Below are 26,764 nucleotides of genomic sequence, written 5' to 3' on the forward strand. Positions count from 1 at the left end.
GATGTCCCAGAAGCCGAAGCCGTCGCACGGACTGACCGCCTGCCCGGGCTGCGCGGAGCCGCTGGAGTCGGGTGACCGGTTCTGCGGGGCCTGCGGCTACGACCTGTCGGCCGTCCTGGCCGCCGGGCCCGAGCCCGACCGCCCGACCGTGCCGATCGTCACCCCCGTCAGCTGGCCGGCCGCCCCGCCCCGCGACCCCGGTTCCCTCTCCACCGCGACCCAGCACCCGGGCGACCTCCCCGCCACCGACTCCGGCGGCCGCGACCTGCCCACGGTGGAGGTCCGCACCGACGGCCCGACGCCGCCGCCCTCGCCCTCGCCTGCGGCCGGGGCCGTGGCCGCTCCCGTGAGTGGGGACGGGGGCGGAGACGGGGGCGACTTCGAGCTGGCCGCCCCCGATCCCCGTACGGCCGTGCGAGCCGACCCGCTGCCGGCCGCCGCCCAGGCACCCGCACCCGCCGCCGAGGCACCGGCCGCCGCGCTCTGCGTGGCCTGCCGGGCCGGGCGGGTGGACACGGACGGGTACTGCGAGAACTGCGGGCACGCGCAGCCGCGCGAGCGCGACCACATGGAGCGGGAGGCCGGACCCGTCGCCGCCGTGAGCGACCGGGGCCTGCGCCACCACCGCAACGAGGACGCCTTCGCCGTCTCGACGACGACGCTGCCGGACGGCTCCCGCGCCTCCCTCGCGATCGTCTGCGACGGCGTGTCGTCGGCCACCCGCCCCGACGACGCCTCCGCCGCCGCGGCCGCGGCCGCGGACGCCTCGCTGCTCGCCGCGCTGCCCCGGGGCACCCACCCGCAGCAGGCCATGCACGAGGCGATCGTCGCCGCCGCCGAGGCCGTCAACTCCCTTGCGGACGAACCCGGTCAGGACGGCTCCGAGCACGATCCGCACCGCCACCGGAACGCCCCCGCCTGCACCATCGTCGGCTCGATCGTCACCGACGGCCTGCTCGTCGTCGGCTGGGTCGGCGACAGCCGCGCCTACTGGGTGCCCGACGACCGCGGCACCCAGTCCGTCCGGCTGACCGAGGACGACTCCTGGGCCGCCCAGATGGTCGCCGCGGGCCTGATGAACGAGGCCGAGGCGTACGCGGACGAGCGCGCCCACGCGATCACCGGCTGGCTCGGCGCCGACTCGTACGAACTGGAGCCGCACACCGCCTCGTTCAAGCCCGACCACTCCGGTGTCGTGGTGGTCTGCACGGACGGGCTGTGGAACTACGCCGAAGGCCCCGAGGACATGGCCCGGGTCGTCCCCGCCGACGCCTCGGACCGCCCGCTGCACGGCGCCCAGGTCCTGGTCGGCCACGCCCTGGACGGCGGGGGCCACGACAACATCACCGTCGCGCTCGTGCCCTTCACCGTCACGCCGGGGTCGGCCTCCGCCTGAGCGGACGCCGCTCCCCCCGCCCCTTCACCGCTGTTCCCCGAGGAGCTCCCCCAGATGGCCAACTTCGCCAAGTCGACCGTGCCGCGGTTCTCGGTGGACGTCTACCAGAACGAATTCCTGCCCGAGGGCGGCCGGGAGGTCAACGCGATCGTCACGGTCACCTCGACCGGCGGCGGCACCGGCGGCCTCGGCGGACCCGTGGGCCTCCCGGGCGGTGGCGGCGCCGGCGTCGTGATCATGGTCGACTGCTCCGGCTCGATGGACTACCCCTCCACCAAGATGCGCGGCGCCCGCGAGGCGACCGCCGCGGCCGTCGACACCCTGCGCGACGGCACCTCCTTCGCCGTCGTCGCCGGCACCCACCTGGCACAGGAGGTCTACCCGGGCAACGGCGGCCTCGCCGTCGCCGACGCCCGGACCCGCGCCGAGGCCAAGGACGCGCTGCGCCGCCTCTCCGCCGGCGGCGGCACCGCCATCGGCACCTGGCTGCGCCTCGCCGACCGGCTGCTCTCCTCCGCCGACCTGTCCATCCGCCACGGCATCCTCCTCACCGACGGCCGCAACGAACACGAGTCGCCGGAGGAGCTGCGGGCCGCGCTCGACGACTGCGCAGGCCGCTTCACCTGCGACGCGCGCGGGGTCGGCACCGACTGGGAGGTCAAGGAGGTCACCGGGATCGCCTCGGCGCTCCTCGGCACCGCCGACATCGTCGCCGACCCGGCCGGTCTCGCCGCCGACTTCACGTCGATGATGGAGACCGCCATGGGCAAGGGCGTGGCGGACGTCGCGCTCCGCGTGTGGACCCCGGTCGGCGTCGAGATCGTGTTCGTGAAGCAGGTGGCGCCCACCGTCGAGGACCTCACCGGCCGGCGCACCGAGGCCGGTCCGCGCGCCGGGGACTACCCGACGGGTTCCTGGGGCGACGAGTCCCGCGACTACCACCTCAGCGTGCGGGTCCCCCAGGCCGCCGTCGGCCAGGAGATGCTCGCCGCCCGCGTCTCGCTGCTCGCCCCCGACCCGGCGGGCGGCGATCCCCGCCCGCTGTCTCAAGGGCTGGTACGGGCGGTGTGGACGGACGACCTCGCGATGTCGACCTCGATCAACCCCCAGGTCGCGCACTACACGGGCCAGGCGGAGCTCGCGGACGTCATCCAGCAGGGTCTCGATGCCCGCAAATCGGGCGATCACGACGGCGCGACGGCCAAGCTGGGCCGCGCCGTGCAGCTCGCGGCGGCCTCCGGCAACGCGGATACGGCGAAACTGCTTTCGAAGGTGGTCGACGTCGTCGACGCGGCGACCGGTACTGTGCGTTTGAAGGCGAAGGTCGCGGAAGCGGACGAGATGACACTCGAGACCCGCTCCACCAAGACCGTTCGCGTCAAGAGGTAGCCCGGCCAGCGGGCCGGACGACGAGAGGGGGAAGCACCGACATGCCGACCTGCCCGAACGGACACCAGTCGGTCTCCGACGACTGGTGCGAGGTCTGCGGCCATCGCATGGCCGGGGCGGGTGCGCCTGCGGGTGCCGTACCGCCGCCTCCCCCGCCGCCGCCCCCCGCCTACGGCTACCCCGGCCCCCCGCCGAACCCGCCCGGCGCCTACGACGGGCCCGGTGCGCAGGGCGGGCCCGGTGCGCAGGGCGGCCCCGGTGCGCAGGGCGGCCCCGGTGCGCCGGGTGCTCACGGCGCGCCCCACAGCTTCGGCGGTCCGGGGGGCTTCGACGGCCCCGGTGCGCCCGGGGGCTTCGGGCCCGGGGGTGACCCGAACGCGACGGCGCAGGCGGAGCTCTGCCCGCAGTGCCGGACGCCGCGGGAGCACATGGCGCCGTTCTGCGAGGAGTGCCGCTGGAACTTCCTCACGAACACGGCGACCTCGTACACGCCACTGGCCCCGCACAACCCGCCGGCCGCGCAGCGGCCCGGGCCGCCGCCCGGTCTGAACCTGCCGCCGGGCTTCCAGTCGCCGCCGCCCCCGCCGCCGGCGCAGCAGCAGCCGGACCCGTTCGGCTACCAGGGTTCGCGGCCCTCGCAGGTGAACCGTCCGGCGGAGCCGCTGGGCGCCGAGCCCACGCACCACCAGGCACCGCCGCAGCGCCCGCCGATGCAGCAGCCCGGGACCCAGCAGCCGCCGGCCCCGCCGGCCTACCTCCAGGCCCCGGCCCAGGCGCCGGCACCGCCCGCACCGCCGCAGCCGCGCGCCGACGACGACTGGGTCCTGTCCCCGCCGTCGCAGCCGCCCGCCCCGCAGCACCAGCAGCCGCAGGCGCCGCAGCCCCCGCAGCACCAGGGACCGCCGCCGCACCAGGCGCATCAGGCGCCCCAGGGGCCGCCGCCGCAGCAGTTCCAGCCGCCGCGGCAGCCGCTGACGTGGACGGCGGTGATCGGTCCGGACCGCGAGTACTTCATGGCGATGATGCACCGGAGCGGGCCGGAGGCCTCGGGCCTCAACCTGCCCGCGTTCTCGCCGGACAAGCACCTGCCGCTCCAGGGCAACCAGGTCTCCATCGGGCGCCGCCGGCACTCGACCGGCGAGTCGCCCGACATCGACCTGTCGGTGCCGCCGGAGGACCCGGGCGTCTCGCACCAGCACGCCGTGCTCGTGCAGCAGCCGGACGGCTCGTGGGCGGTGGTGGACCAGAACTCCACCAACGGCACCACGATCAACGGCGGCGAGGAGCCGATCCAGCCGTACGTGCCCGTCCAGCTCCAGGACGGCGACCGGGTGCACGTCGGCGCCTGGACGACGATCACGCTCCGGCTGGGCTGACCCCGCCGGACCCGCCCCGGCCGTCGACCGGCAGGGGCCAGGCGTACGGCCCCGCCGGGTCGTCGAGCCAGGCCCACTGCCGGTCGCCGCTGACCGTCACCCCGAAGCGCTCCCGCTCAGGCCGCCGCTCGCGCAGCCAGAGCGAGAGCGCTTCGCGTCTGTCCAGGGCCTCGCCGGCCAGCCCCCAGAGGAAGCGGAAGCCCTCGTCCCCGGCCGGTCCCCGGCGCGGGAGGTGGGCGGCGACGCCCCGGAGGGCCACGAAGTACGCCGAGGTCGCCAGGAACCGGCCCTCGGCGTGGGTGCCGTCGCGCACCCGGAGCAGGACGAGCCCGGTGGACAGCGGGGCGAGGACCAGGGCGCCGGGGCGGCACTGGGCGAGCCAGGGGGACGGGAGCGACGGCACCGCGCAGGTGGCGACGATCCGGTCGTAGGGGGCGCGCTCCGGACAGCCGCGGGCGCCGTCGGCGGCGAGGACGGCCGGGCGGTGTCCGGCGGCGGCGAGGTGGGTGCGGGCGGACTCGGCGATCTCCTCGTCCAGGTCGACGGTGGTGACGTGCCGGTCGCCGAGCCGGTGGCAGAGCAGGGCGGCGTATTAGCCGGTGCCGGCGCCGATCTCCAGGACGTCGTGCCCTTCGCGTACGTCGAGGGCGCGGAGCATCAACGCCATCAGCGAGGGCTGGCTTGCGGAGGAGATCAGCTCCCCGTCCCGTACCCGGGTGGCGACGGCCGTGTCGTCGTAGGCCCCGCGCAGCCAGCGTTCCCGGCGCGCGGGGTCGGGGTCGCCGGACCAGAGCCGCTCGTAGCCGCCGGGGCCCGAGACGTAGTAGTAGGGGACGAAGAGATGGCGCGGGACCTCGTCGAAGGCGGCCCGCCAGGCCGGGTCGGCCAGCTCGCCCGCCGCCTCGAGCTCGTGGACGAGCGCCCGGCGGGCCCGCGCGCCGGGCTCGGCGAACTCGTCCCGCGGTTCACCCATGTCTCCACTCTCCCGCCGCGCGGCGGGCCCGGCGAGCGCTCCGCCGGGCGGCCGCCGCGGCCCCGGCCGGATCCGCCGGGGGCAGGTCCTAGACCTCCGGTCCTGGGCCGGGTCATCTGAGACGATGGAACGGTGAACGAGATTCCCGGGGAAACAGTGCAGGAGCAGACCTTCTACGAGCAGGTCGGCGGCGAGGAGACCTTCCGCCGCCTGGTCCGCCGCTTCTACGAGGGCGTCGCCGGGGACCCGCTGCTGCGCCCGATGTACCCCGAGGAGGACCTCGGCCCCGCCGAGGAGCGGCTCGCCCTCTTCCTGATCCAGTACTGGGGCGGCCCCCGCACCTACAGCGAGCACCGGGGCCACCCGCGCCTCCGGATGCGCCACGCTCCGTTCACCGTCGACCGGGCCGCCCACGACGCCTGGCTCCGGCACATGCGCGACGCCGTGGACACGCTCGGCCTCTCCCCCGCCCACGAGGCGGAGCTCTGGCACTACCTGACGTACGCCGCGGCGTCGATGGTGAACACGGCCGGCTGACACTTCGTCACCCCCCGCACCCGAGCCGGTCATGGACGGACACATTCCGGAGATCGGGCCCCGAATAACGGTCACAATCGCATCAAGGTCGGCCTGCAAGCGGTTTCCAGCAGGACGGGCACTCTGAAAGCATCCGAGAGAAGTTCCGGGGGCGTTCGGCGAATGTTCGGCGTGCGCGCCGTGATCAGGGTGGCCAGGGGGACGGGTGACGGGGTTCGTATTTCTGCGTGTCAGGGCGCACCGGCTGCTGCTGTCCGCGGCGCTCCTCGCGGTGCTCCTGACCACCGCCGTGCTCGCCACCCTCGCCGCGTTCTCCGGCGCGATCGGGGACGCGGCGCTCCAGGCCGGACTGCGGGGGCGTTCGGCGGCCGCCGCCTCGCTGCTCGTCACCGGACAGGTGACCGAGGCGAAGCGGGCGAGCGCCGAGGCGGCCGTGACCGACGGGATGCGACGGACCTTCGACGGACTGCCGGTCACCGTACGGCGCCTCGAACGCTCGGGGCCGTACGCGCTGCCCCGCGGCCTCCAGTCGGCCGCGGCCCGCGAGGGCGACCCGGACCTGACGCACTTCGCCGCCCTCGACCGCTCGCGGCTGACCCTCGTCAAGGGCGCCTGGCCCTCGGCGACCCGGGCGGCCGGCGTCGTCGAGTCGGCGCTGCCCGAGGAGGCGGCCCGGAGGCTGCGGGTCGCCCCCGGGACCGTACTCGACCTCGGTGACCGGCTCGCCGACGGGCGGCGGGTGAAGACCCGGATCACCGGCGTCTACCGGCCGGTCGACACCGCCGACCTGTACTGGCAGCTCGACCCGGCCGGCGGGCGCGGGGTGCGGACGGTCGCGTTCACCACGTACGGGCCGCTGCTCGTCGACCCGGCCGTGCTCGGCGCGGGCGCGCTGAGCGCCGGCACCACCTCCTGGCTCGGCTCCGCCGACTTCACCGGCTTCACCACCGACCGGATCGACGCCCTGCGGGCCTCGGCGACCTCGGGCCCCAAGGCGCTGGCCGAGGACACCGAGGCCTTCGGCACCACGATCTCCGCGTCCACCGCGCTGCCGACCGCCCTGGAGCAGACCCAGCGCGCGCTGCTCGTCTCCCGCTCCACGCTCCTGATCGTCGCCGTCCAGCTGGTGCTGCTCGCCACGTACGCGCTGCTGCTCGTCGCCCGGCTGCTCAGCACCGAGCGCTCCGGCGAGACGGCCCTGCTGCGGGCCCGCGGCGGCTCGCGGCGCCGGATCGCCGGGCTCGCCGGCATCGAGGCGCTGCTGCTCGCGCTGCCGGCCGCGATCGCCGCGCCGCTCCTGTCCGGACCGCTGACCCGGCTCTTCGCCGACCGCTCCGCGCTCTCCTCGCTCGGCGTCCGGCTCGACACGACCCCCTCGCTCCAGGTGTGGCTGGTCGCCGCCGCCGTGGCCCTGCTCTGCGCGGCGGCCGTCGTCGCGCCCGCGCTCGCCGCCGGTGACGGGGCCGGTGTCTCGCTGCGCAAGGCCCGCTCGGCGTCCCTGCCCGCTCCCGTACGGGCCGGGGCCGACCTCGCCCTGCTCGCCATCGCGGGCGTCGCCTACTGGCAGCTGCAGCGGCCCGGCGCCGCGGGCGGCACCCTCGGCACCGACGAACCCGGCGGCGGCTCCATCGACCCGGTGCTCGTCGCCGCGCCCGCGCTCGCCCTGCTCGCCGGCACCGTCCTGACCCTGCGCCTGCTGCCGCCCGCCGCCAAGCTGGCCGAGCGGCGCGCGGCCGGCGGGCGCGGTCTGTCCGCCGCCCTGGCCGGCTGGCAGTTCAGCCGCCGGCCGCTGCGCGGCGCGGGCCCCGTCCTGCTGCTCGTCCTCGCCGTGGCGATGGGGATGCTGGCCATCGCGCAGAGCGGCTCGTGGGAGCGCTCGCAGCGCGACCAGGCCGACTTCCGTACCGGCTCGGCCGTCCGCGTCCTGAGCGCCGGACCCGGGGAACCCACCCAGACCGAGCGGCTCGCCGCCGTGCCGGGCGTCACCGCCGTCGCCCCGGTCTACCGGGGCTCCACGGACGTGGCCGGGAAGTCCGCGACTGTCCTCGCCATGGACACCGGCAAGGCCGCCGCCGGCCTGCTCCTCCGCCCCGACCTCACCGGCGCCGCGGCCCCCGAGCTGCTCGCCCCGCTCACCCCGAAGGCCAGCCCCCGGCCCGGGCTCCGGCTGCCGGCGGGCACCCGCACCCTCGCCGTCGACCTGCGGGCCGTCGCCCCGGGCGGGACGCCCGAGAGCAAGGTGACGGCCATCATGGAGGACCCCAACGGCATCCCGTACCAGCAGCTCCTCGGGAGCCTGCCGTACGACGGCCGCACCCACCGGCTGACCCTCGACCTCGGCGCCCTGACCGCGGGCCCCGGCACCGACGGAAGCCGCGGCTCCGGCGGCGTGCTCACCCTCACCGGCATCGAGGCCACCGGCCAGATCCCCGACGGCTCGACGCACACCCAGACCCTCCACGTCGAGCGCTTCGCCACCGTGCGCCCGGACGGCACCGAGCGGGTGCACGCCCCCGGGCAGGTCCTGGCCTCCTGGACGTCCGCCTTCGAGCAGACCGAGTTCGGCGACCCGGGCGGCGGCGGCCCGGTGACCGGCAGGGCGGGGACCGCGGGACCCGGCGGGCGCCCGGCGCCGTACTCCGTCCCGTTCGTCGTCACCGGCGGCGGCACCGACGACAGCCACTGGGAGCCGGAGGAGTACACCCTCCGGCTGCACGCCCTGCGGCCCACGGCGCCCGAGAACCTGCCCGCCCTGGCCACCGAGGCCTTCATGAAGGCGACCGGCGCCAAGACCGGCGAGCCGATCGAGGTGTCCGTCGACGGCCGCCAGCTCGAAGTCGTCGTCCGCCGGGTCGTCGAGGAACTGCCGACCACCGGCCCCGGCGCCCGCACCGTGTCCGCCACCTCGCCCGTCGCCACCCCGGAGGACGGCGGCGCGCTCCTCGTGAACCTGGCGTCGGCCAACCGTTTCCTCGCCGCCGACTCCGAGCAGAGCTCGACCGTGCCGCCCACCGAGTGGTGGCTCACCGTCGCCCCCGGCCGCGCCGACGCCGTCGCCACGGCCCTGCGCGCCCGCCCCAACGCGGACCCCGCCCAGGTCCTGGTACGCGACGAGGCCGCCGCCGACCTCCTCGGCGACCCGCTCGGCGCCGGACCCAACGCCGCCCTCATGGCGGTCGCGGCCGCCGCCGCCGCGCTCGCCGCCGTCGGCTTCGCCGTCGGCTCGGCCGGCGCGATGCGGGAACGGTCCGCCGAGTTCGGCGTCCTCCAGGCCCTCGGCACCCCGCGCCGCAGGCTCGCCCGGCTCATCGCCGCCGAACAGGGCATCCTCATCGGCATCGGCCTGCTCGTCGGCATCGGACTCGGCACCGTCCTCGCCCGCGCCGTCGTCCCGCTCGTCGTCCTCACCGGCCAGGCCGCCCGCCCCGTCCCCGGGGTCCTGGTCGAACTGCCCCTCGGCCAGGTCGCCCTGCTCCTCGCCGGCGTCGCCGCCCTGCCGCTGGCCATCGTCGCCGCCATCGCCCTGCGCCGCACCGACCCCGTCGTGACCCTGCGCCACCAGGGGGACCACTGATGCCCGCCGCCGGCCCCTCCGGCCCCTCCGGCCCCTCCGGCCCCTCGACCGGAGCGCCGGGCGCCGCCACCGGACCCGCCGGCCCCTCCACCGGAGCGGGCGACACCCCCGCCGTACGCAGGAAGGCCCCCGACATGTCCCCGTCCCGGCCCGACAAGCCCGCCCGCGCCGTGGCGCCCTGGGTGCGGACCCGGCTGCGGACCGCGCCCTGGGCCGCCGTGTCGCTCGCCCTGCTCGTGCTCGTCACCGCGTACCTCGCGGCGGCGCTGCCCCGCGCCGAGGACGCGTACGAGACCGAGGGCCTGCGCCACGACATCCGGACCGCCGCACCCCGCAACAGCGTCATCGAACTGACCGCCGAGGCGCCCGGCCTCGAACGCAGCCAGGCCGAACGCGAGGCGGGCCTGGCACCCGACGAGCTCCGCAAGCAGCACGACGCCGTCCTCACCCTGCTCCCCGACCCGCTGCGCGTCGACGGCCGGCAGACCGTCCACGGCGTCCGCACGGTCACCCGCGTCAAGGGCCTCGACCCGTGGCTGCCCAAGCCCGACGGGGTTCCCCCCGAGCTCGTCCTCTCCTCCCCCTCCTCGCTGACCGCCCACGCGACCCTGCGCCAGGGCCGGCTGGCCGCCGGCACGGCACGCCGGCCCGAGGCCGTGGTGACGACGAAGACCGCCGAGTCCCTGCACCTGAAGCCCGGTTCCGTCGTGCACGTGCCGGGCCGGATCAGCGCCGAGCCGATCGCCGTGACCGTCACCGGGATCGTCGAACCGCGCGGCCCCGAGGACGCCTACTGGACCGTCGAGCCGCTCCTGCGCACCCCCGCGCTCGCCGCGCTCGTCGGCGACGAGGTGAAGTACTACTGGCAGGGGGCGCTGCTCGTCTCCCCCCAGTCGGCGCCCGCGCTGCTCGCCACCCTCGGCGACCCGGAGGTCTTCTTCCGGTTCACCCCGGCCCCCGACCACCTCACCACCCGCGACACCGACCGGCTCGCCGCCGCCCTCGACTCCGTCGGCAGCGGCCCCGACCTGGCCAAGCTGCGCCGCGTCGTCGGGCCCACCGGCTCCGTGCGCACCGAGCTCGACACGATCGTCGGCTCGTACCGCTCGATGCGCGACGCGATCAACCCGGTGGTGGCCGTCGCCGTCTTCGGCGTCGGCGCCGTCGCCGCGGTCGTCCTCGCCATGACCGGCGGCCTGTTCGTCACCCGCCGGGACAGCGAGCTCGCGCTGATCCGCTCCCGCGGCGCCTCGCTCACCGGCATCGGCCTGCGGCTGCTCGGCGAGACCTCGGCGGTCGCCGTACCGGCCGCCGCCCTCGCCCTCGGCCTCGCGGTGGTCACCGTACGCGGCCCGGACGGCGGCGCCGGCGGCATCCCGCTCGCCCCGTCCGTCCTCGCCGCCACCGGCGTCGCCCTGCTCGCGATGCTCGTGCTGCCCCTGCGGGCGGTCGTCGTGCACCGCACCCCGCGCCTGCACGGCGGACGGGACGACCTGCTCACCGCCCGCCCCTCCCGGCGCCGCACCGTCCTCGAACTCACCGCGCTCGTCCTCGCCGTCGGCGCCGTCGCCTCGCTGCGGCTGCGCGGCACCGCCGACACCGGCGACCACCTGGTGAGCGCCGCACCCGTGCTCGTCGGCCTGATCGCCGCCATGCTGCTCGTACGGATCTATCCGCTGCCGCTGCGCTGGGCGGCCAGGCCCGCCCGCCGGCTGCGCGGGGCCGTCGGACCGCTCGCGCTGGCCCGCGCCGGACGCTCCTCCTCGACCGGCACCCTCCCGCTGCTCGCCCTGGTCCTCGCGCTCACCACGGCGGCCTTCGGCGGCTCCGTGATCGCCGGCGTCGCCGACGCCCGCGACCGGGCCGCGCTCCTGGCCACCGGCGCCGACGCCCGCGTCGACGGCTCCGTCGAATGGACGCCGCTGCCCGAGGGCCTCACCGAGAAGGTGCGCTCCACGGCGGGCGTCCGGGACGTGGCCTCGGTCCAGGTCGAGTACGGGGTGTCGATGCCGTCCGTGCAGGGCACCTCGGCCCTGCCGATGACCGCGCAGCTCGTGGGCGTCGAGCCCGACTCGTACGCACGGCTCGCGCGGCGCACCGGCTTCGGCGCCTTCCCGGCCGGACTGCTCGCCTCCACCGGGCGCGGCGGGCCGGACGCCGTCGGGGACACCGAGCGGGTGCTGCCCGCCATCGCCTCGCCCTCGGTCGCCGAACGGCTCGGCCGCACGCCGCTGGAGATCGTGTCGGCGGCCGGCACCTTCCGCGTGAAGGCGGTCGCCGTCCGCTCCTCGACCCCGGCCGTCGACGGCGCCGACTTCCTCCTCGTCAACGGCGCCGACCTCACCCGCCGGGCCGCCACCACGCTCCTCGTCACCGGTTCCCCGGACGGCGCCGCCCTCCGGGCCGCCGTGAAGGCCTCCTCCGAGGCCACCGACTTCACCGTGACGACGCGCGCCGAGGAACGGTCCACCTATGTGGACTCCCCGCTCCAGTCGGGGGCCGAGGCCATCTACCTGGGCGCGATCGGCGCCGGCGCCGGCTTCGCGATGGTCGCCGTCCTGCTCTCCCTCATGCAGAGCGCGCCCGAACGCACCAAGCTCCTCGCCCGGCTCCGGACGATGGGGCTCACCCGCAAGCAGGGCCGGCGGCTGCTCGGCCTCGAAGCACTGCCGCAGGCCGTCCTCGCCGCCGTCGGCGGCATCCTGGTCGGCTGGGCCACGGTCCCGCTGCTCGCCCCGGGCATCGACCTCTTCCGGCTGGCGCTCGCGACGGCACCGGGGCTCGCCCCGCTGGACAGCGCCCCGCTGCGGGCCGACCCGTGGTCGCTGGTGCTGCCCGCGCTCGGCGTCATCCTCATGACGGGGCTTGCGGCGGCCGGACAGGCCTGGTGGGCGGGGCGCAGGGGCTCGATCAAGGAACTCAGGGCAGGAGACGCACGATGACGGACACCGGTACGACCCTTCCCGGTACGGGTGCTGACACCACCCTGGAGGAGCTGGAGCGCCGGGCCAACGCGCGGCGCGACCGGCCCTCGTACGGGCACGACGCGCTCATCGCCTGCGACCGGCTCGTCCGGATCTTCACCACGGACGGCGTCGAGGTGCAGGCGCTCCAGGGACTCGACCTCCTCGTGAAGGAGGGCGAGTTGATGGCGCTCGTCGGCGCCTCCGGCTCCGGCAAGTCGACCCTGATGAACATCCTCGCCGGCCTCGACGTGCCGACCGCCGGCGCCGCCCGGGTGGCCGGCTGCGACCTGCTCGCCATGGACGGCAAGGCCCGGCTGCGCTACCGCCGCGAGGTCGTCGGCTTCGTCTGGCAGCAGACCGCCCGCAACCTCCTCCCCTATCTGACGGCCGCCCAGAACGTCGCCCTGCCCATGCAGTTGCGCGGCCGGTCGAAGCAGAAGACGCAGCGCGCCGAGGAACTCCTCGCCATGCTCGGCATCTCCGAGGTCCGCGACCGCCGCCCCCACCAGCTCTCCGGCGGCCAGCAGCAGCGCGTGGCCATCGCCGTCGCCCTCGCCAACAACCCGTCCGTCCTCCTCGCCGACGAACCCACCGGCGAGCTCGACTCGGCCACCGGCGAACAGGTCTTCGCCGCCTTCCGCCGCGCCAACGAGGAACTCGGCACGACCATCGTCATCGTCACCCACGACCAGGCCGTCGCCTCCGAGGTCCGCCGCACCGTCGCCATCCGCGACGGCCGCACCTCCTCCGAGGTGCTGCGCCGCACCGAGGTCGACGAACTCGGCCAGGAATCCCTCGTCGCCCGCGAGTACGCCATGCTCGACCGCGCCGGCCGCCTCCAGCTCCCCGCCGAGTACACCCACGCCCTCGGCATGGAGCACCGCGTCGCCCTCGAACTCGAACAGGACCACATCGGGGTCTGGCCGGACGACGTGGAGCACTGAGACCGACCGCTCGGAGGTACGGGCGCCGGCGCAACCGCGTACCCGGTCGGGGGCGTCCCCGCCCACGGAGAGGGGGACCCATGGGCAAGGCCGTGTCGTACGCGGGGGCGCTCGCCGTGCCCGCCGCGGCGGGAGCGCTCCTCTGGCGGTGGACGGACTGGAACCTCCGCGGCCCGTACGGGCTCCCCACCGTGTTCGGCCTCGCGGGCGCCCTCGTGCTCACCGTCGCGGCCCTCTTCGCGCACAACGCGCTCTTCCGCGAGGGCGGCAGCATCGCCGCCGCCGTCCTGATCGTCGCGGGACTCGTCGCGGTCTGGGTGGAGGCCCGTGACTCCACGGTCCGCACCGCCGTCACCGACTGCGTCGTCGTCGGCGAGGTCCGGGTGACCCATCACCCCACCTTCGGCGAGGGCGCGCCGGAGGCCAAGACCCTCTTCCACCACACCCTCGACTGCGCCGGCGGCTACCCGGGCGACTTCTCAGCCGAGGAACGCATCGGCTCGTCGGGCACCCCGGTCCGCATCGCGTACGACCCCCGCCACCGCATGGACCCCGTCCTCGCGAGCCGCAACCAGGCCCACGGCTCCCCCGTCATCCCCGTCGGCCTGCTCGCCCTCGCCGCCGCCCTCTCGGTGATCGCCGTCGCGCGGGAGGGCCGGGTCGGCCCGTCGGGCCGGTGAGGCCGTCAGCGCGGGGCGACCGCCAGGGACATCGGGGCCGTACGCAGGGCGATGGAGCCGTACGGGGTGCGCAGGCGGAGCCAGGGGCCGGAGGCGTAGAGCGCGACGGCCCCGGGCTGTCCGGGCCGGTCCGCCGGCGGGAGGAAGCCCAGGGACTGCGCGGCGTGCACGGCGCGCAGGGGCAGGCCGGTGGCGCCGAGGGTGCGGGACCAGATGTCGTGGCCGATGCGGTCACGCTCGGCCCTGGTACGGAGCTCCTCGGGCAGCGCCTCGTCCCGCGCCCGGAACTCGGCGACGGCGGCCGCGACCGCGCCCCGCATCTCGGCGGCGCCCGGCAGCCCCTCGACGGGCCGCCAGCCGGTACGCGGGGGCAGGACGCCCGCCCAGGGCGGTCCCGTCACGGTGTCCGGGACGACCGCCTTGCCGGCCGACTCCTCGATGCCTTCGAGGAGTTCGCCGGCGGAGACGGTGACGTCGAGGTCCACGGCGTCGACGAGGCGGGCCGTGCGGATCGCGAGCACCTCGAAGGACGCCGGCCGTCCGAAGACGGCCAGCGCCCCGCCGCCGGCCTGCAGGCGGACGGCGGCGGCCCGGTCGTAGTGGACGAGCCGGGTCAGGAAGGCGGCGAGGGCCGCCGCCTCCCTCGCGTCGTCGAAGTGGAGCGGTGCGAGGACGGTCATGCGGCGGCGGACATCCCGTCGTCCACGAACTCCTCGAGGAAGCTCCGCTCCTCGGCGCTGATCCGCCGCGGACGCTGGGCCTCCAGGTCGAAGGGCACGACGACCGTGGACGCGCGGACGTAGGTCACGTCTGAGCCTACGGCGTCCTTCACCTCGTACGCGATCGTCAGCGACGCCGCGCCTATCTTCGTGACCCACGACTCGATGGTCACCGGCTCGTGCCGGTGGACCAGCGGCCGCACGTAGTCGATCTCGTGCCGGGCCACGACGGACCCGCCCGAGAACGAGGGGGAACCGTCCCCCGGCGCCAGCCGGAACATGAAGTCGATCCGCGCCTCTTCCAGGTACCGCAGGAAGACGACGTTGTTGACGTGCCCGAAGGCGTCCATGTCCGACCAGCGGAGGGGACAGCTGTAGATGTGCCTCGTCACGGACCTCAGCCTCGGGTCAGCTTCTTGTACGTGGCACGGTGCGGACGGGCGGCGTCCGCGCCGAGGCGCTCGATCTTGTTCTTCTCGTACGACTCGAAGTTGCCCTCGAACCAGAACCACTTCGACTCGCCCTCGTACGCGAGGATGTGCGTGGCGACCCGGTCCAGGAACCAGCGGTCGTGGGAGATGACCACGGCCGCACCCGGGAACTCCAGGAGCGCGTTCTCGAGCGAGGACAGGGTCTCGACGTCGAGGTCGTTGGTGGGCTCGTCGAGGAGCAGCAGGTTGCCGCCCTGCTTCAGGGTGAGCGCCAGGTTCAGACGGTTGCGCTCACCGCCGGAGAGCACGCCGGCCGGCTTCTGCTGGTCCGGGCCCTTGAAGCCGAACGCGGAGACGTAGGCGCGGGAGGGCATCTCGACGTGGCCGACGTTGATGTAGTCGAGCTCGTCGGAGACGACGGCCCACAGCGTCTTCTTCGGGTCGATGTTGGCGCGGCTCTGGTCGACGTACGAGATCTTGACGGTCTCGCCGACCTTGACGGAGCCGGAGTCCGGGGTCTCCAGACCCTGGAGCATCTTGAAGAGCGTGGTCTTGCCGGCGCCGTTCGGGCCGATGACGCCGACGATGCCGTTACGGGGCAGGGTGAAGCTCAGGTCGTCGATGAGGACCTTGTCGCCGAAGGCCTTCGAGAGGTTCTCGACCTCGACGACGATGGAGCCCAGGCGCGGGCCCGGCGGGATCTGGATCTCCTCGAAGTCCAGCTTCCGCATCTTGTCGGCCTCGGCCGCCATCTCCTCGTAGCGGGCGAGACGGGCCTTCGACTTGGCCTGACGGCCCTTGGCGTTGGACCGCACCCACTCGAGCTCTTCCCTGAGCCGCTTGGCGCGCTTGGCGTCCTTCTGGCCCTCGACCTTGAGCCGCTCGGACTTCTTGGTCAGGTAGGTGGAGTAGTTGCCCTCGTACGGGTGGGCGCGACCGCGGTCGAGCTCCAGGATCCACTCGGCCACGTTGTCGAGGAAGTACCGGTCGTGGGTGATGGCCACGACGGTGCCCTTGTACTGCGCGAGGTGCTGCTCCAGCCAGTTCACCGACTCGGCGTCGAGGTGGTTGGTGGGCTCGTCGAGGAGCAGCAGGTCGGGGGCCTCCAGGAGCAGCTTGCAGAGCGCCACGCGGCGCTTCTCGCCACCGGAGAGGTTGGTGACGGGCCAGTCGCCGGGCGGGCAGCCCAGGGCGTCCATGGCCTGCTCCAGCTGCGTGTCGAGGTCCCAGGCGTTGGCGTGGTCCAGGTCCTCCTGGAGCTTGCCCATCTCGTCCAGGAGCGCGTCGGAGTAGTCCGTCGCCATGAGCTCCGCGACCTCGTTGAAGCGCCGCAGCTTCTCCATGGTCTCGGCGGCGCCCATCTGGACGTTCTCCAGGACGGTCTTCGTCTCGTCGAGCTTCGGCTCCTGCATCAGGATGCCGACGGAGAAGCCAGGCGACAGGAACGCGTCACCGTTCGACGGCTGCTCCAGGCCCGCCATGATCTTCAGAACGGTGGACTTACCGGCACCGTTCGGGCCGACCACACCGATCTTCGCGCCCGGCAGGAAGCTCAGCGTCACGTCATCCAGGATGACCTTGTCGCCGTGCGCCTTGCGCGCCTTGCGCATCGTGTAGATGTACTCAGCCAAGAGAAACCGTCCGGCAAAGAGTGAGTGGGCAGATACACCCCATCTTGCCTGACCGCCACCCCCGGGCGGAAACCGGTGACCCGGGAGCCGGGCCGCGAACCGGGTCGCGCGGGGCGCGTACCGGGCGGTAGGGGGCGGAATCGGGGCGTGGGCGGGCGCGGGGCGGACGGCGTGGGTGCGGACGGCGTGGGCGGACGGCGTGGGCGGACGGCGTGGGGCGGACAAGGGGCGACCCCGGCGCGCGCGGGGCGGGCCGGGGTCGGGTGGGGTGCGGGGCACCCCGGGGTGCCGGGCGCAGGGCCCGGCACCGAGGGGCCGGGATTACTGGCCGGCGGCCTTCTTCTTGCGGAGGAAGAAGACGGCGCCGCCGCCGACGACGACGAGCGCGGCGGCGATGCCGGCGATCATCGGGGTGGCGTTGGAGCTACCGGTCTCGGCGAGGTCGCCGCCGCCGGTGGTGGAGCCGGTGGTGCCACCCGTGGTGCCGGGGGTGGACGGGGAGGGCTCGACCGAGGGGGAGGTGGAGGGGGTCTCGGACGGCGTCGGGCCGGGGGTGGCCGTCTTGCAGTCGAGAACGCCCTCGAAGGTCTCCGAGAACTTGTTCGGGCCGGTGATCGTGAAGTTGTAGGCCTCGTCCTCGGCGACCGGGAGCGTGATGGTCTTGGTCTCGCCCGCGGCGATCGTGTACGAGCTGCCCTTCAGGTCGAAGGTCCAGGGCTCGTCACCGGTGTTGGAGGCGATGATCTCCAGGCCGCCCTTGGCGCAGTCCTTGGCGACCGTGACGGCCGGGACGGCACCCTTCTTGGCCCAGGAGGCGCTGGCCGTCGCGGTGACGGTGGAGTCGCTGGAGCCGGCCAGGATCATGGTCTGGCTCTTCTTCTCGGCGCTGACGAACGCGCGGCCGAGCGGGACCTTCGTGGTGGCCTCGGCCTTGATGTCGGCCGTGCCGTCGGGGGTGCCGGCCGGGACGTCGACGAAGACCTCGTCGCCGTTCTTGGCCTTGGTGACGGCCTTGCCGTCCTTGTCGACCACGCCGACGCCGGCGGGGGCGCCCGGAACCATCGAGAGGACGGCCTCGGAGGCGTTGGTGCCGACCTTGAACGGGCCGACGCGGTCGCCGGCCTTGCCGCCGCCGAGGGAGGCCGGGGACAGGCTCAGGGAGGCCTTGGGCTCCTGGACCGTGGTGGCCTTCTCGAGGAGGTAGGCGGTGAGCTTCTTGCCCTGCGCGTCGTTCGGGGTGGCGTCGATCTTGTCCGAGAAGTGCCAGATCGCGGCCTGCGTGGCGGCGGCGGCGGTGTCCTCGTCCAGGCCCTCGATGCCGGTCTTCGCGGCGAGGTCGGCGACCGAGACGTTCGGGTAGGAGTTCTCCAGGATCCAGAGGATCTTGCCCGCGTCGGGGTTGTTGTGGAGGGACGACTGGTCCCAGCCGACCTCCTTGTACTTGTAGCCCTCGCGCGCGCCGGTACGGAAGTCGATGCAGTAGGTCTGCAGCTTGCCGCCGTTCTCGACCTTCATCTCGAAGAGGCCGGCACCGGTCTCGCGGACCCGGTCCTCGCCGTTGACCTTCTCGACGTACGTCACCGTGTCGGAGATCTTCAGCGAGCCGAGCGTGGCGGTCGCGCCACCGCTCGCGCCCGGCGCGTCATCGGCCGCGGCCGGTCCCGCGATGCCTATCGCGCCGGCGGCGACCAGGCCCGAGACCAGGGTGGCAGTGGCAAGGCGGCGAGCAATGCCCCGCCCACGAACAGAAAACATTGGATTCCCCTCCGGGCGGCAGCTCCGCGAACTTGGTCGATTCACGTGGGGGGAGCGCACGCCAGCAGACTCACAGACTCGATGGGCTCACGTGCCACACGAGTACCCGGGAATCCTAGGGACGCGGAACGCCCGGGTGCCCTGTCATACGTTCAGATAACCATTCCGTCTCGGAATCGTTATCCACTCGGCGAGTTGGTCGACAAATCCCCACGACGCATGGTCAGGAGGCGGTCACCAAGCGCGTCGTCGCCTCCTCCGCGGCCACGTCCCACGGGTCCTTCCCGTCCCCCGGCGGCGCTCCGGGCGATGCTCCCGGCGATGTTTCCGGCGACGCTTCCGCCCGCGCCTGGAGTGCGCCGTCGGCCCGGAGTTCGGGGTCCGGCCTGGCCGCCCGGCGGAAGGCCGCCGTGCCCCGGCTCAGGTCGTGGCCCACGGCGACCGCCGCGACGTCCACGAAGGTCTTGCGCTGCCCGTCGCGCTCGTCCTCCCGCACCTTCAACCGGCCGTGCACCACCAGCGGTTCCCCGACCGATACGGAGGCCGCGAGGTTGGCGCCGAGCGCCCGCCAGGCCGACACCGTGTAGAAGCTGGTCGGCCCGTCCGACCAGGCCCCCTGCTCCCGGTCCCAGCGGCGCGCGCTCACCGCGAACCGGAACCTGGCCACCCCGCCCGCCGCCGTGTCCCGGTACTCCACCGCCGTCGCCACGTTGCCGACCAGCGTCACCGTCGTCTCGTTCATGGCCCGTCCCCGCTTCCCCTGTCTCCTCAGCCGTCCTTCGGCTGCCGCTTTCCGCGTCGGCACCATGTTGGGGCGTTCCGGGAAAGCGCGCCGAGACCTGTGGACAAGCAGGCGATTGGGGACAACTCCCCCACCCGCCAGGGGGATACCGGCGGGCGGAGAGACCTGCTCGCGCTACCTCCCGCGCGCCCCCGCCCGGGTCGCGCCGAGCCTCGTCGTACCCATGCGGCCGCCGCCGACGACCCGGGCGGCCGGGCGGCCGCCGACCACCGTGGCGTACTGCTCGCGCACTTCGCGGTAGCGCATGAGCTCGGCGGCGACCGGGTCGAGGACGCGGGCGCGGCCGGTCGCGGCGGCGGCCTCGCGCAGCCGGCGTTCGGCTTCCTGGCCGTAGCGGTGGGCCGGGCCCTTGACGGCGCCCTCGCAGGCCCATTCGACGAGCGGCCCGCCGATGATGCCGCCGAGCATGACGAGGACCGGCGGCAGCAGGCCCGGCGGTACGACTCCGATGATCTGGCCCACGAGCCAGAGCGCGCCGAAGACCTGCAGCAGCGTCATCACCACCTGTGCGAGGACGGCGGCGGGCCACCAGGCGGGCCGGGGCGGCCGGGCCGCGGCGTCGCCGATGGTGACCGTGAGCTCGTCGAGGGCCTCCGGCAGTCCGTCCGCGCCGCGTTCCGCCGCCTCGCGCACGGCCTGCGCCCAGGGGGCGGGCAGCCCGCGCGAGGCCTCGTCGGCGACGATCCGTACGGCCTGCTCCACGCGCTGGCGTGCCGTCAGCTCCTCCTCGACGGGGGCGGCCAGGCGCGGGTCGGTGGAGCCGTGCTCGCGCATCCGCTCGTAACGGCGGTAGAGCCGCAGCCAGGGGGTGCCGCAGGCGCGGATGGCGCCCCGGCGCCAGACCCGTTCGGCGGCCTCCCCGGCGGCCTCGGCGCCGACGGCGACCGCGAGCCGGTCCGTGAAGGCCTCCCGGGCGCGTTCGTCGAGGCCGGAACGCCCGTCGGCGACGTACGCCGTGCGCAGCCGGGCCGCGGCCGCGTCGACGTCGGCGGCGAGCCGGCGCTCGGGAGCGGTGCGTTCCTGGACGAACCGGGCGACGAGTTCGCGCAGTTCGGGTACGCCCTCGCCGGTGAGCGCGGAGACGGCGAGGACGGTGGCGCCGGGTTCCCCGTGCTCGCCGAGGGCCACCCCGTCCTCGTCGAGGAGGCGGCGGAGGTCGTCCAGGACGAGGTCGGCGGCCTCGGTGCCGAGCCGGTCGATCTGGTTGAGGACGACGAAGGTGACCTCGGCGTGGCCGGCGAGCGGCCTGAGGTAGCGCTCGTGGAGGGCGGCGTCCGCGTACTTCTCCGGATCGACCACCCAGATGACGGCGTCGACGAGGCCGAGGACCCGGTCGACCTGGTCACGGTGGGCGGTGACCGCCGAGTCGTGGTCGGGCAGGTCGATGAGGACCAGCCCCTGGAGTTCGGTGTCGCCTGCGCCGCCCGCGAGGGGGCGGCGGCGCAGCCTGCCGGGCACGGCGAGCCGGTCGAGGAGCCCCGCCGCGCCTTCGGACCAGCTGAGCGCGATGGGCGCGGAGGTGGTGGGGCGGCGCAGGCCCGTCTCGGAGACGGGGACGCCCGCGAGGGCGTTGAACAGCGTGGACTTGCCGCTTCCGGTGGCCCCGGCGATGGCGATGACGGTGTGCCGTGAGGAGAGCCGCTGCCGGGCCGCGGCCTCGTCGAGGACGCGCCCGGCCTCGGCGAGCGCGTCGCTCTCCACGCGCGTGCGTGAGAGGCCGACGAGCTCGTGGAGGGCGTCGAGGCGGGTACGGAGCGGGCCGCCGTAACTCCCGCCGAGCGGCGGCAGCGTGTCCTCCTCCGGCGCCTCTCCCCCGGGCAGCTCGTCCTTGACGGGGGCCCGGTCGCTCGCCCGCCGCGCGATCAGCCCGTCGTCCCAGCTCCCCCGGCCGCGGCCGGGACGGTCATCCACCACGTCACTTCTCCTTCTGCAGTACGGAGAGCGCGGCGATCAGCTCCGCCTGCGGCTCGGGGGTCACGTCGAGCGATTCGAGGGGCGCGAGGCGCCGGTCGCGCTCGGCGTGCAGGACGCGGTCGACGTACGAGAGGACCAGTTCGCCGCCCTTGTCGCGCAGCCGCAGGGCGGCCTGGGCACCGAGGAGTTCGGCGAGGCGTTCGCCGGCGGGCCGGGTGCGCCGGCCGCCGAGGAGCGAGGCGGCGAGGAGCGCGGCGACGGTGTCGGCCTCGGGCGCCGCGGTCCGGGCCGCGCGCGACCCGGAGGGCCGCTCCACGTCCCGTACCTCCTCCTCGGCCAGCTCCTCCAGTACGCGGCGCCAGCGCCGTACCTCCACGCCGATCCGCTCCCCCGCCTCCCGGTCGCCGCCTGACCTCAGCGGACCGAGCGCCTCCGAGGCGGGTTCACGGCGCCAGGTGTCCCGTACCCGCTCCTCCGCCGCCGAGACCGCGCAGTGCAGCAGGGCCGCGAGGGACTCGGCGAGCGCGTCCAGGAGCTCCTCGGCGGTGCTGTCCCGGGGATAGCCGCGCCAGCGGGTGCGGGCGTCGCCGGCGAGGACGGCGCCCCGGCCCAGCTCCTTGCGCACCCGCTTGCCCTGCTCCCCGTACGCGCTCTCGACGACGGCGCCCAGGCGGACGGCGGCGGCGTACTGCGCGGCCACCGCGCCGGCCAGTTCGGGCAGCCGGGTGTCCAGCGAGTCGATCACTCCGGTCGCCGTCCGGTCCGCGGCCTGCTGCCGGGCCGCCGGATCCTCGGCCCGGTGGGCCAGCCACCCGCGCAGCGCCGCGACGGCACTGTCGGGCAGCAGCCCGCTGCCGCCGCCCGCCGACTCCGGCAGCTCCGGAATGGTGAAACGCGGCACGTCGCCGAGCCCCGCCTTGTCCAGCAGCGCCTCGTACTGCCGCGAGACCTCGCCGATGACCTGGTGCGGGACCCGGTCGAGGACGGTGACGAGCGTGGCGTCGTACTCCTTGGCGGTACGCAGCAGATGCCAGGGCACGGCATCCGCGTACCGCGAAGCCGTCGTGACCATCACCCAGATGTCGGCGGCGCAGATCAACTCGGCGGCGAGCAGCCTGTTCTCGACGACCAGCGAGTCGATGTCGGGCGCGTCCAGCAGCGCGAGCCCCCGGGGCAGCGCGGCGGCCGTCTCGACCCGCAGCGCGTTCTCCTCCGGCGCGTTCTCCTCCGCCGGGTGGTCCTCGTCGCTCTGCGGCAGCCATACGCGGGTGAGCTGCGGCAGCACCCTCATCCCCGCGAACCAGTGGTGGTCCTCGGGGTGACACACGAGCACCGGCGTCCTCGTCGTCGGCCTCAGCACCCCCGCCTCACTGACCCGCCGCCCGACAAGGGAGTTGACCAACGTCGACTTCCCCGCCCCCGTCGAACCCCCCACCACCGCCAGCAGCGGCGCGTCGGGATCCTTCAGTCTCGGCACCAGATAGTCGTCGAGCTGGGCGAGCAGCTCCGCCCTCGTCTGCCGGGCGCGCGGTGTGTCCGGAAGCGGGAGGGGAAGACGCACGGCGGCGACACGGTCGCGCAGGGCGGAGAGTGCGTCGATCAGCTGAGGCCGTTCGTCCAAGGTCACCACATGCGAAGAATGCCCAATTTATGAGTGTTTTTGAAGCCTATTACGGCCCTGCGCGCCGAACAGAGGGCTGACGACCGGAACCCCAGGCATAACGAGTGCACAACACCCGCCCCGCACGGCGTCAAAAGCGCTGCGCGAATCGCACCTGCCTGCGATTATCGTTCCGCTTCACCGAACCTCCACATCGTGCCACGCAGGTGAAGCAACCGGGCCAAGGCCACCAGAGCCCTATCCTTGTCCCGGCAAGCCCCACCCCACCCACCGGGACCCCTGGCCCCCCAGCCACCCCCCGGCCCCCGTAGCTCAGTGGATAGAGCAGGTGCCTTCTAAGCACTTGGCCGCAGGTTCGAGTCCTGCCGGGGGCGCTCCGCGATCGACCCTCCTTCGGGAGGGTCTTTTTGCTGGTCAGGGGCGGCCTCCGGTCGGAGATGAGGCTGCCGGAGAGAGGCCCCCATGTGGCCGGATCCGTCCGGCTGAAACCGGTCAGGGACGGCCTCCGGCGGCTGGTTTTCCCGAAGACTTCCCGAAGTTTTGGTGCCGCCCGCAACCACGCCCAACGCGCTGGTGGGCGACCGGGCTGAGATCTGCCCGGCCGCCGAGAGGTCACTCAGCTCCAACGGACAGGCGGCGCGCATCCGCTCGACGCCGCAGAGCTCGTTTGGGGCTCACGGAGAGAAGGGTGTCGCGGGCGATCATCCACATCCGCCCTCGCAGAGCGGCGGCAGGAATCCCCGCGGCGGCTGCGAGTTCGCCCGCGAGGGCCAGAACGGGCAGGCCTCCCGACGCGGTGTTCACGGCGCCGGAGAACCGTCAGGACGCGAACCGGCTGACGTCCATGATCCGGCATGTGATCTTCGCTGTGATCTGGTCCAGACCCTGGGCCGTCACCCTCGACTGCCGGCCAGGCGCGAGGCCGTCCGTCGTCGCATAGCCCTCGCTCAGCCGCCTGTTGGACGCGTCGACGAACTCGACCTGCACGATGTAGTTGCTGGCCTTACTGGAGCGGTTGGTGATCAGCAACTCCGCGCTGGGCCACTTCGTAACCGAATCCACCTCACACGCCGTGATCTTCGCATCCCCCCTCGGACCGCTCTCCTCCTGCGGCTGCTCCGAGGCCGACGTCTCCCTCGCCGTGGACTGCGTGACCGGGCTCGTCGGAGACTTACGTTCCGGATCGCCATCCTCGTCTCTGCCGACGAGCGCGACAGCGACGATCAGCACCACAACCAGAACGATCACACCCAGACACGAGAGACCGATGATCTTTCCCGGGTCGCCCTAGCGGGGAGGAGGCCCACCCTCCGCACTCGGCGGCGGCCGGCCCCGGCCGGGCGGCGGCACCTGATTCGACATGAGGACAGCGTCCGTCCGAATGGCGTCGAGTGCATCCGGGCGGGCCCCGCCGAGGATCGGCCGCGAGCGCCGACGCGCACGGCAGCGGTGTCCGTTCGCCTGCGGCTCCACACTCATCTTCGCCGTTTCAGGGCGTGCGCCACGCGGGGGAGCTCCTCGTGGAGAAGCCGGCCTGCCAGGGCACCCCCGAAGACGACGACGCCGACCCCGACCAGCCAGGACTGGATGACCAGGACGGTTCCGATCGGGCCGTAGGTGACGGCGCTGGATGCGATCAGCGGTGAGAAGACGAGCCGGGAGAAGACTCGGAGGCCGAGGAGCCCGGCCATAGTGGTCACCGCCCCAGGCAGCAGGGCAGCCCAGCGGACTCGGCCGCCGAGCAGCATCCGCTGGGACCACCAGAAGAACAGGCCGCCGGCCAACACCGTCACCAGGCCGCGGGCCGGGGCCGCGCGCCACAGCGGTGTGCTCGCGGACAGGAAGAGGACTCCGATGAGGACGGCGAGCCACACCACCTGGCGCCACCTGGCCCACCAGCGGGCCGGGGGCAGATCCCACACCTTCTCGTAGCCGCTCTGCACCACCGCGCCGAACGACACGCCGAACACGGCGAGCACCGCGAGGCCGAACGCCGTCGTGGTTCGCAACGTCTGGCCCGGCAGAGCGAACAGCCGCTCGATGTCCTCCCTGGCGGCGGCTGATACGCCGAGCCCGTCCCCCAGCCACTGCGCGAACCCTCGCCCGCTCGCCGGATCCGCCGCGGAAACGACGATCAGCAGGGGCACCAATGTCAGGAAGCCGAGCGCCGCGAACCCCAGCGAACGCTGCCACGGCTCGAACTCGCCGACCTGAACCCACAGGCGCCCGGCCCGCGCACGGCGGATCGCGCGCCCCAACCGCCCGAACGGAGACGAGCGGCCCGCGGCGGCGGACGGGTTCGTCTTTTTAGGGCTCACTGGGGCGTGGCCCCGAGGTTGAAGCCCCGGTCGGCTGTTCCGCCGGATCCCCGTGTTCAGCGGCTTTGCGCCAGCGGGCCTCGCAGAACGAGTAGAGGCCGAACAGTACGAGGCCCACCGCGGCGGCGATCAGGAGTACGGGCCCGGCGGGGGTTTCGGCGAACGAACGCAGCGTCTCGTCCAGGCCCTTTGCCTCGCTGGGGTCGAACCGCACCGCGGCCAGCAGGACGAACAGGCCGGCGACCGCCGCGAGCACACCGCACGCCACTCCGCCGACGGTGCCCAGCACCGCGACGACCCGCCGCGTCGTCGGGCTCATCTCGTCCGTCCGGAGATTCTTCTCGAACTTCCGCATCAGGCCGCGCACCAGGATCACCACGCCCACGATCACCAGAACGGCTCCGAACGCGCCGACGATCACTCGCCCACCGGGCCAGTTCAGCACCCTCGCGGTGTACTCCTTCGACGTCTCGTCGCCAGGGCGGCCCCCGGAAGAACCGCCGGCCAGCGCCGTCTGCACCACACCGATACAGATCACGGCGTAGAACACCGCCAACCCCAAGGAACCCAGGCGACGGGTCCACTTGTCCCCGCCTTCCCCCGTCTGCCCGAACACGGCCTCCGACAGCCGCCAGAGCGCCATCGCCGCCAGCCCCACCACCAGCGCCCACAGCAGCACCCGGCCGAACGGCTGCTCACCGAGGGTCCCCACCGCGCCGGACCGGTCCGCCTCCTGGCCACTGTCGCTGCCCAAGCCGATCCGCACGGCCAGAACCCCCACCAGAACGTAGATCACTCCCCGAGCACAGAGCCCAACCCTGGACGCGACCTCCACGGCACGGCTGTCAGCCAGGCGCAGACCCTGGGACTTGGGCTGGGCGGCACTGTCGCCCTTCCTGATGGCCATATCTGGCACCTCCACGTGCCGGATCAAACCGAACAGCACACCCATGGGGCGGGGCGGACGCGGTGGTCAGTGTTCGACGGTGTCCTGGCCTACGCCCACACCTGCCTAGTACCGCCCCTGGCCTGGTCACCGTGGTCCTTCGGCCCCAGGGCGCGATTTTTCCGTCTGTTCTCTCCACGGTAGGGCTGTCCTGTCCCGGAAGTCATCACCCGAGGGCCGGGCCTACCCTGGAAACAGGGATCTGGAATCCTGGGATCCGTCGGACACCAGGTCGGCGGACGCCGGCACTACTGGTAGCCGCCCCTGACCCAGCGCGGGAACCAGCCCGCCTTCACACCCCTCCGACGATGGCAGCGCGTGCACCGCAGCCGTCGCATCCGTCGTGCCGCACCTCCGACACGCACATCCGCGAACCGAGGCATCACGCCATGACCCTCTTCTACCTCCTGCTGATCGCCGCGATCGCACTGATCGTCGTCGGCGCGACCGTCGACGGCACCATGTACCTGCTCTCCGCCGGCGTGCTGCTCCTCATCGCCGACGTGCTCTACCTCGGCGTGCGCTCCGTGGCCCGACGCCGCCCGGCCCACTGACCCACTCGTCACCACCCCACATACACCACGCGCCGCACACGCCGGAGAGGGACAGGCCGAACGCCTTACAGTCGCCAGCGTCACCGTGCTGGAGGAGCCAGGAGGGTGCCGAATCGAGTGCCGGGTCTTGGGTCCTCTCCAGGCACCGGGGATGACGGGGTACCCAGAAGCGCGGCGGGGATCAGGCCGATCAGCGCGATCAGCGCGATCAGCGCGATCAGCGCGATCAGCGCGAAGA

19 protein-coding genes, 1 tRNA gene and 1 pseudogene are annotated in these 26,764 nt (G+C 74.0%); 10 read left to right on the forward strand and 11 right to left on the reverse strand.

Annotation, left to right across the window (positions count from 1 at the left end; all coding sequences use genetic code 11):
• Window position 1: 1 nt before the first annotated feature.
• From ACZ7G1_RS20955 to ACZ7G1_RS20965, 3 genes are read left to right on the forward strand one after another with little or no spacing between them, the layout of a single operon-like run.
• A complete protein-coding gene (locus tag ACZ7G1_RS20955) occupies window positions 2-1,396 on the forward strand; it encodes a PP2C family serine/threonine-protein phosphatase (protein WP_470872886.1) in 1,395 nt (464 codons plus the stop codon).
• A 54-nt stretch (window positions 1,397-1,450) separates the two neighbouring features.
• Complete coding sequence (locus ACZ7G1_RS20960) at window positions 1,451-2,785, forward strand: vWA domain-containing protein (protein WP_470872885.1); 1,335 nt, start codon at window positions 1,451-1,453, stop codon at window positions 2,783-2,785.
• Between the two features lie 41 nt (window positions 2,786-2,826).
• The gene (locus ACZ7G1_RS20965) at window positions 2,827-4,161 is read left to right on the forward strand and encodes an FHA domain-containing protein (protein WP_470872883.1); all 1,335 of its coding nucleotides are present in this window, start codon (window positions 2,827-2,829) and stop codon (window positions 4,159-4,161) included.
• On the opposite strand, the pseudogene ACZ7G1_RS20970 reads toward ACZ7G1_RS20965, so the two are convergent.
• Window positions 4,142-5,134 (reverse strand): annotated as a pseudogene (locus ACZ7G1_RS20970) (methyltransferase domain-containing protein). The gene ACZ7G1_RS20965 and the pseudogene ACZ7G1_RS20970 overlap by 20 nt on opposite strands.
• 132 nt (window positions 5,135-5,266) lie before the next feature.
• On the opposite strand from ACZ7G1_RS20970, the gene ACZ7G1_RS20975 reads away from it, so the two are divergent.
• From ACZ7G1_RS20975 to ACZ7G1_RS20995, 5 genes are all read left to right on the forward strand, one after another.
• Window positions 5,267-5,671 (forward strand): globin, encoded by a 405-nt coding sequence (locus ACZ7G1_RS20975; protein WP_470872881.1) that lies wholly within the window; start codon window positions 5,267-5,269, stop codon window positions 5,669-5,671.
• A 205-nt stretch (window positions 5,672-5,876) separates the two neighbouring features.
• Window positions 5,877-9,245 carry an FtsX-like permease family protein gene (locus tag ACZ7G1_RS20980; RefSeq protein ID WP_470872879.1) on the forward strand — a complete coding sequence of 1,123 codons (3,369 nt, stop codon included), beginning with the start codon at window positions 5,877-5,879 and terminating at the stop codon, window positions 9,243-9,245.
• A gap of 134 nt (window positions 9,246-9,379) precedes the next feature.
• Window positions 9,380-12,187 carry an FtsX-like permease family protein gene (locus ACZ7G1_RS20985; RefSeq protein ID WP_470873352.1) on the forward strand — a complete coding sequence of 936 codons (2,808 nt, stop codon included), beginning with the start codon at window positions 9,380-9,382 and terminating at the stop codon, window positions 12,185-12,187.
• Window positions 12,184-13,155, forward strand: coding sequence for an ABC transporter ATP-binding protein (locus ACZ7G1_RS20990; protein ID WP_470872877.1), 972 nt, complete (start codon window positions 12,184-12,186; stop codon window positions 13,153-13,155). Before ACZ7G1_RS20985 ends, ACZ7G1_RS20990 begins: the two co-directional genes overlap by 4 nt.
• Window positions 13,156-13,235: 80 nt before the next feature.
• The gene (locus tag ACZ7G1_RS20995; RefSeq protein WP_470872875.1) at window positions 13,236-13,835 is read left to right on the forward strand and encodes a hypothetical protein; all 600 of its coding nucleotides are present in this window, start codon (window positions 13,236-13,238) and stop codon (window positions 13,833-13,835) included.
• Between the two features lie 5 nt (window positions 13,836-13,840).
• Here the strand turns inward: ACZ7G1_RS20995 and ACZ7G1_RS21000 are convergent, their stop codons facing one another.
• The 7 genes from ACZ7G1_RS21000 to ACZ7G1_RS21030 form a co-directional block, all read right to left on the reverse strand.
• Entirely contained in the window at window positions 13,841-14,515 is a 675-nt protein-coding gene (locus ACZ7G1_RS21000) for a DUF8010 domain-containing protein (protein ID WP_470872873.1), read from the reverse strand.
• The gene (locus ACZ7G1_RS21005; protein ID WP_470872871.1) at window positions 14,512-14,946 is read right to left on the reverse strand and encodes an acyl-CoA thioesterase; all 435 of its coding nucleotides are present in this window, start codon (window positions 14,944-14,946) and stop codon (window positions 14,512-14,514) included. The genes ACZ7G1_RS21000 and ACZ7G1_RS21005 overlap by 4 nt, the downstream gene beginning before the upstream one ends.
• 5 nt (window positions 14,947-14,951) lie before the next feature.
• Window positions 14,952-16,616, reverse strand: a complete 1,665-nt coding sequence (gene ettA / locus ACZ7G1_RS21010) for an energy-dependent translational throttle protein EttA (RefSeq protein ID WP_470872869.1) — start codon at window positions 16,614-16,616, stop codon at window positions 14,952-14,954.
• Window positions 16,617-16,937: 321 nt separating this feature from the next.
• Window positions 16,938-18,371 (reverse strand): Cys-Gln thioester bond-forming surface protein, encoded by a 1,434-nt coding sequence (locus ACZ7G1_RS21015; RefSeq protein ID WP_470872867.1) that lies wholly within the window; start codon window positions 18,369-18,371, stop codon window positions 16,938-16,940.
• Between the two features lie 223 nt (window positions 18,372-18,594).
• Window positions 18,595-19,113: a single-stranded DNA-binding protein gene (locus ACZ7G1_RS21020; RefSeq protein ID WP_470872865.1), complete on the reverse strand. Its 519-nt coding sequence runs from the start codon at window positions 19,111-19,113 to the stop codon at window positions 18,595-18,597.
• 174 nt (window positions 19,114-19,287) lie between these two features.
• Window positions 19,288-21,087, reverse strand: coding sequence for a YfjP family GTPase (locus ACZ7G1_RS21025; protein WP_470872863.1), 1,800 nt, complete (start codon window positions 21,085-21,087; stop codon window positions 19,288-19,290).
• A gap of 1 nt (window position 21,088) precedes the next feature.
• Window positions 21,089-22,708 (reverse strand): dynamin family protein, encoded by a 1,620-nt coding sequence (locus ACZ7G1_RS21030; RefSeq protein ID WP_470873351.1) that lies wholly within the window; start codon window positions 22,706-22,708, stop codon window positions 21,089-21,091.
• 301 nt (window positions 22,709-23,009) lie between these two features.
• On the opposite strand from ACZ7G1_RS21030, the gene ACZ7G1_RS21035 reads away from it, so the two are divergent.
• A tRNA-Arg gene (locus tag ACZ7G1_RS21035) sits at window positions 23,010-23,082 on the forward strand.
• A 445-nt stretch (window positions 23,083-23,527) separates the two neighbouring features.
• On the opposite strand, the gene ACZ7G1_RS21040 is transcribed toward ACZ7G1_RS21035, so the two are convergent.
• The 3 genes from ACZ7G1_RS21040 to ACZ7G1_RS21050 form a co-directional block, all read right to left on the reverse strand.
• Complete coding sequence (locus ACZ7G1_RS21040; RefSeq protein ID WP_470872862.1) at window positions 23,528-23,941, reverse strand: hypothetical protein; 414 nt, start codon at window positions 23,939-23,941, stop codon at window positions 23,528-23,530.
• A gap of 242 nt (window positions 23,942-24,183) precedes the next feature.
• On the reverse strand, window positions 24,184-24,966 hold the full coding sequence (locus ACZ7G1_RS21045) for a ribonuclease BN (protein WP_470872860.1): 783 nt from the start codon (window positions 24,964-24,966) through the stop codon (window positions 24,184-24,186).
• A gap of 49 nt (window positions 24,967-25,015) precedes the next feature.
• The gene (locus tag ACZ7G1_RS21050; protein ID WP_470872859.1) at window positions 25,016-25,978 is read right to left on the reverse strand and encodes a DUF1206 domain-containing protein; all 963 of its coding nucleotides are present in this window, start codon (window positions 25,976-25,978) and stop codon (window positions 25,016-25,018) included.
• 383 nt (window positions 25,979-26,361) lie between these two features.
• On the opposite strand from ACZ7G1_RS21050, the gene ACZ7G1_RS21055 reads away from it, so the two are divergent.
• The gene (locus tag ACZ7G1_RS21055; RefSeq protein WP_317595295.1) at window positions 26,362-26,526 is read left to right on the forward strand and encodes a hypothetical protein; all 165 of its coding nucleotides are present in this window, start codon (window positions 26,362-26,364) and stop codon (window positions 26,524-26,526) included.
• Window positions 26,527-26,764: the final 238 nt, after the last annotated feature.

The organism is Streptomyces sp. NPDC037273, from assembly GCF_055603625.1.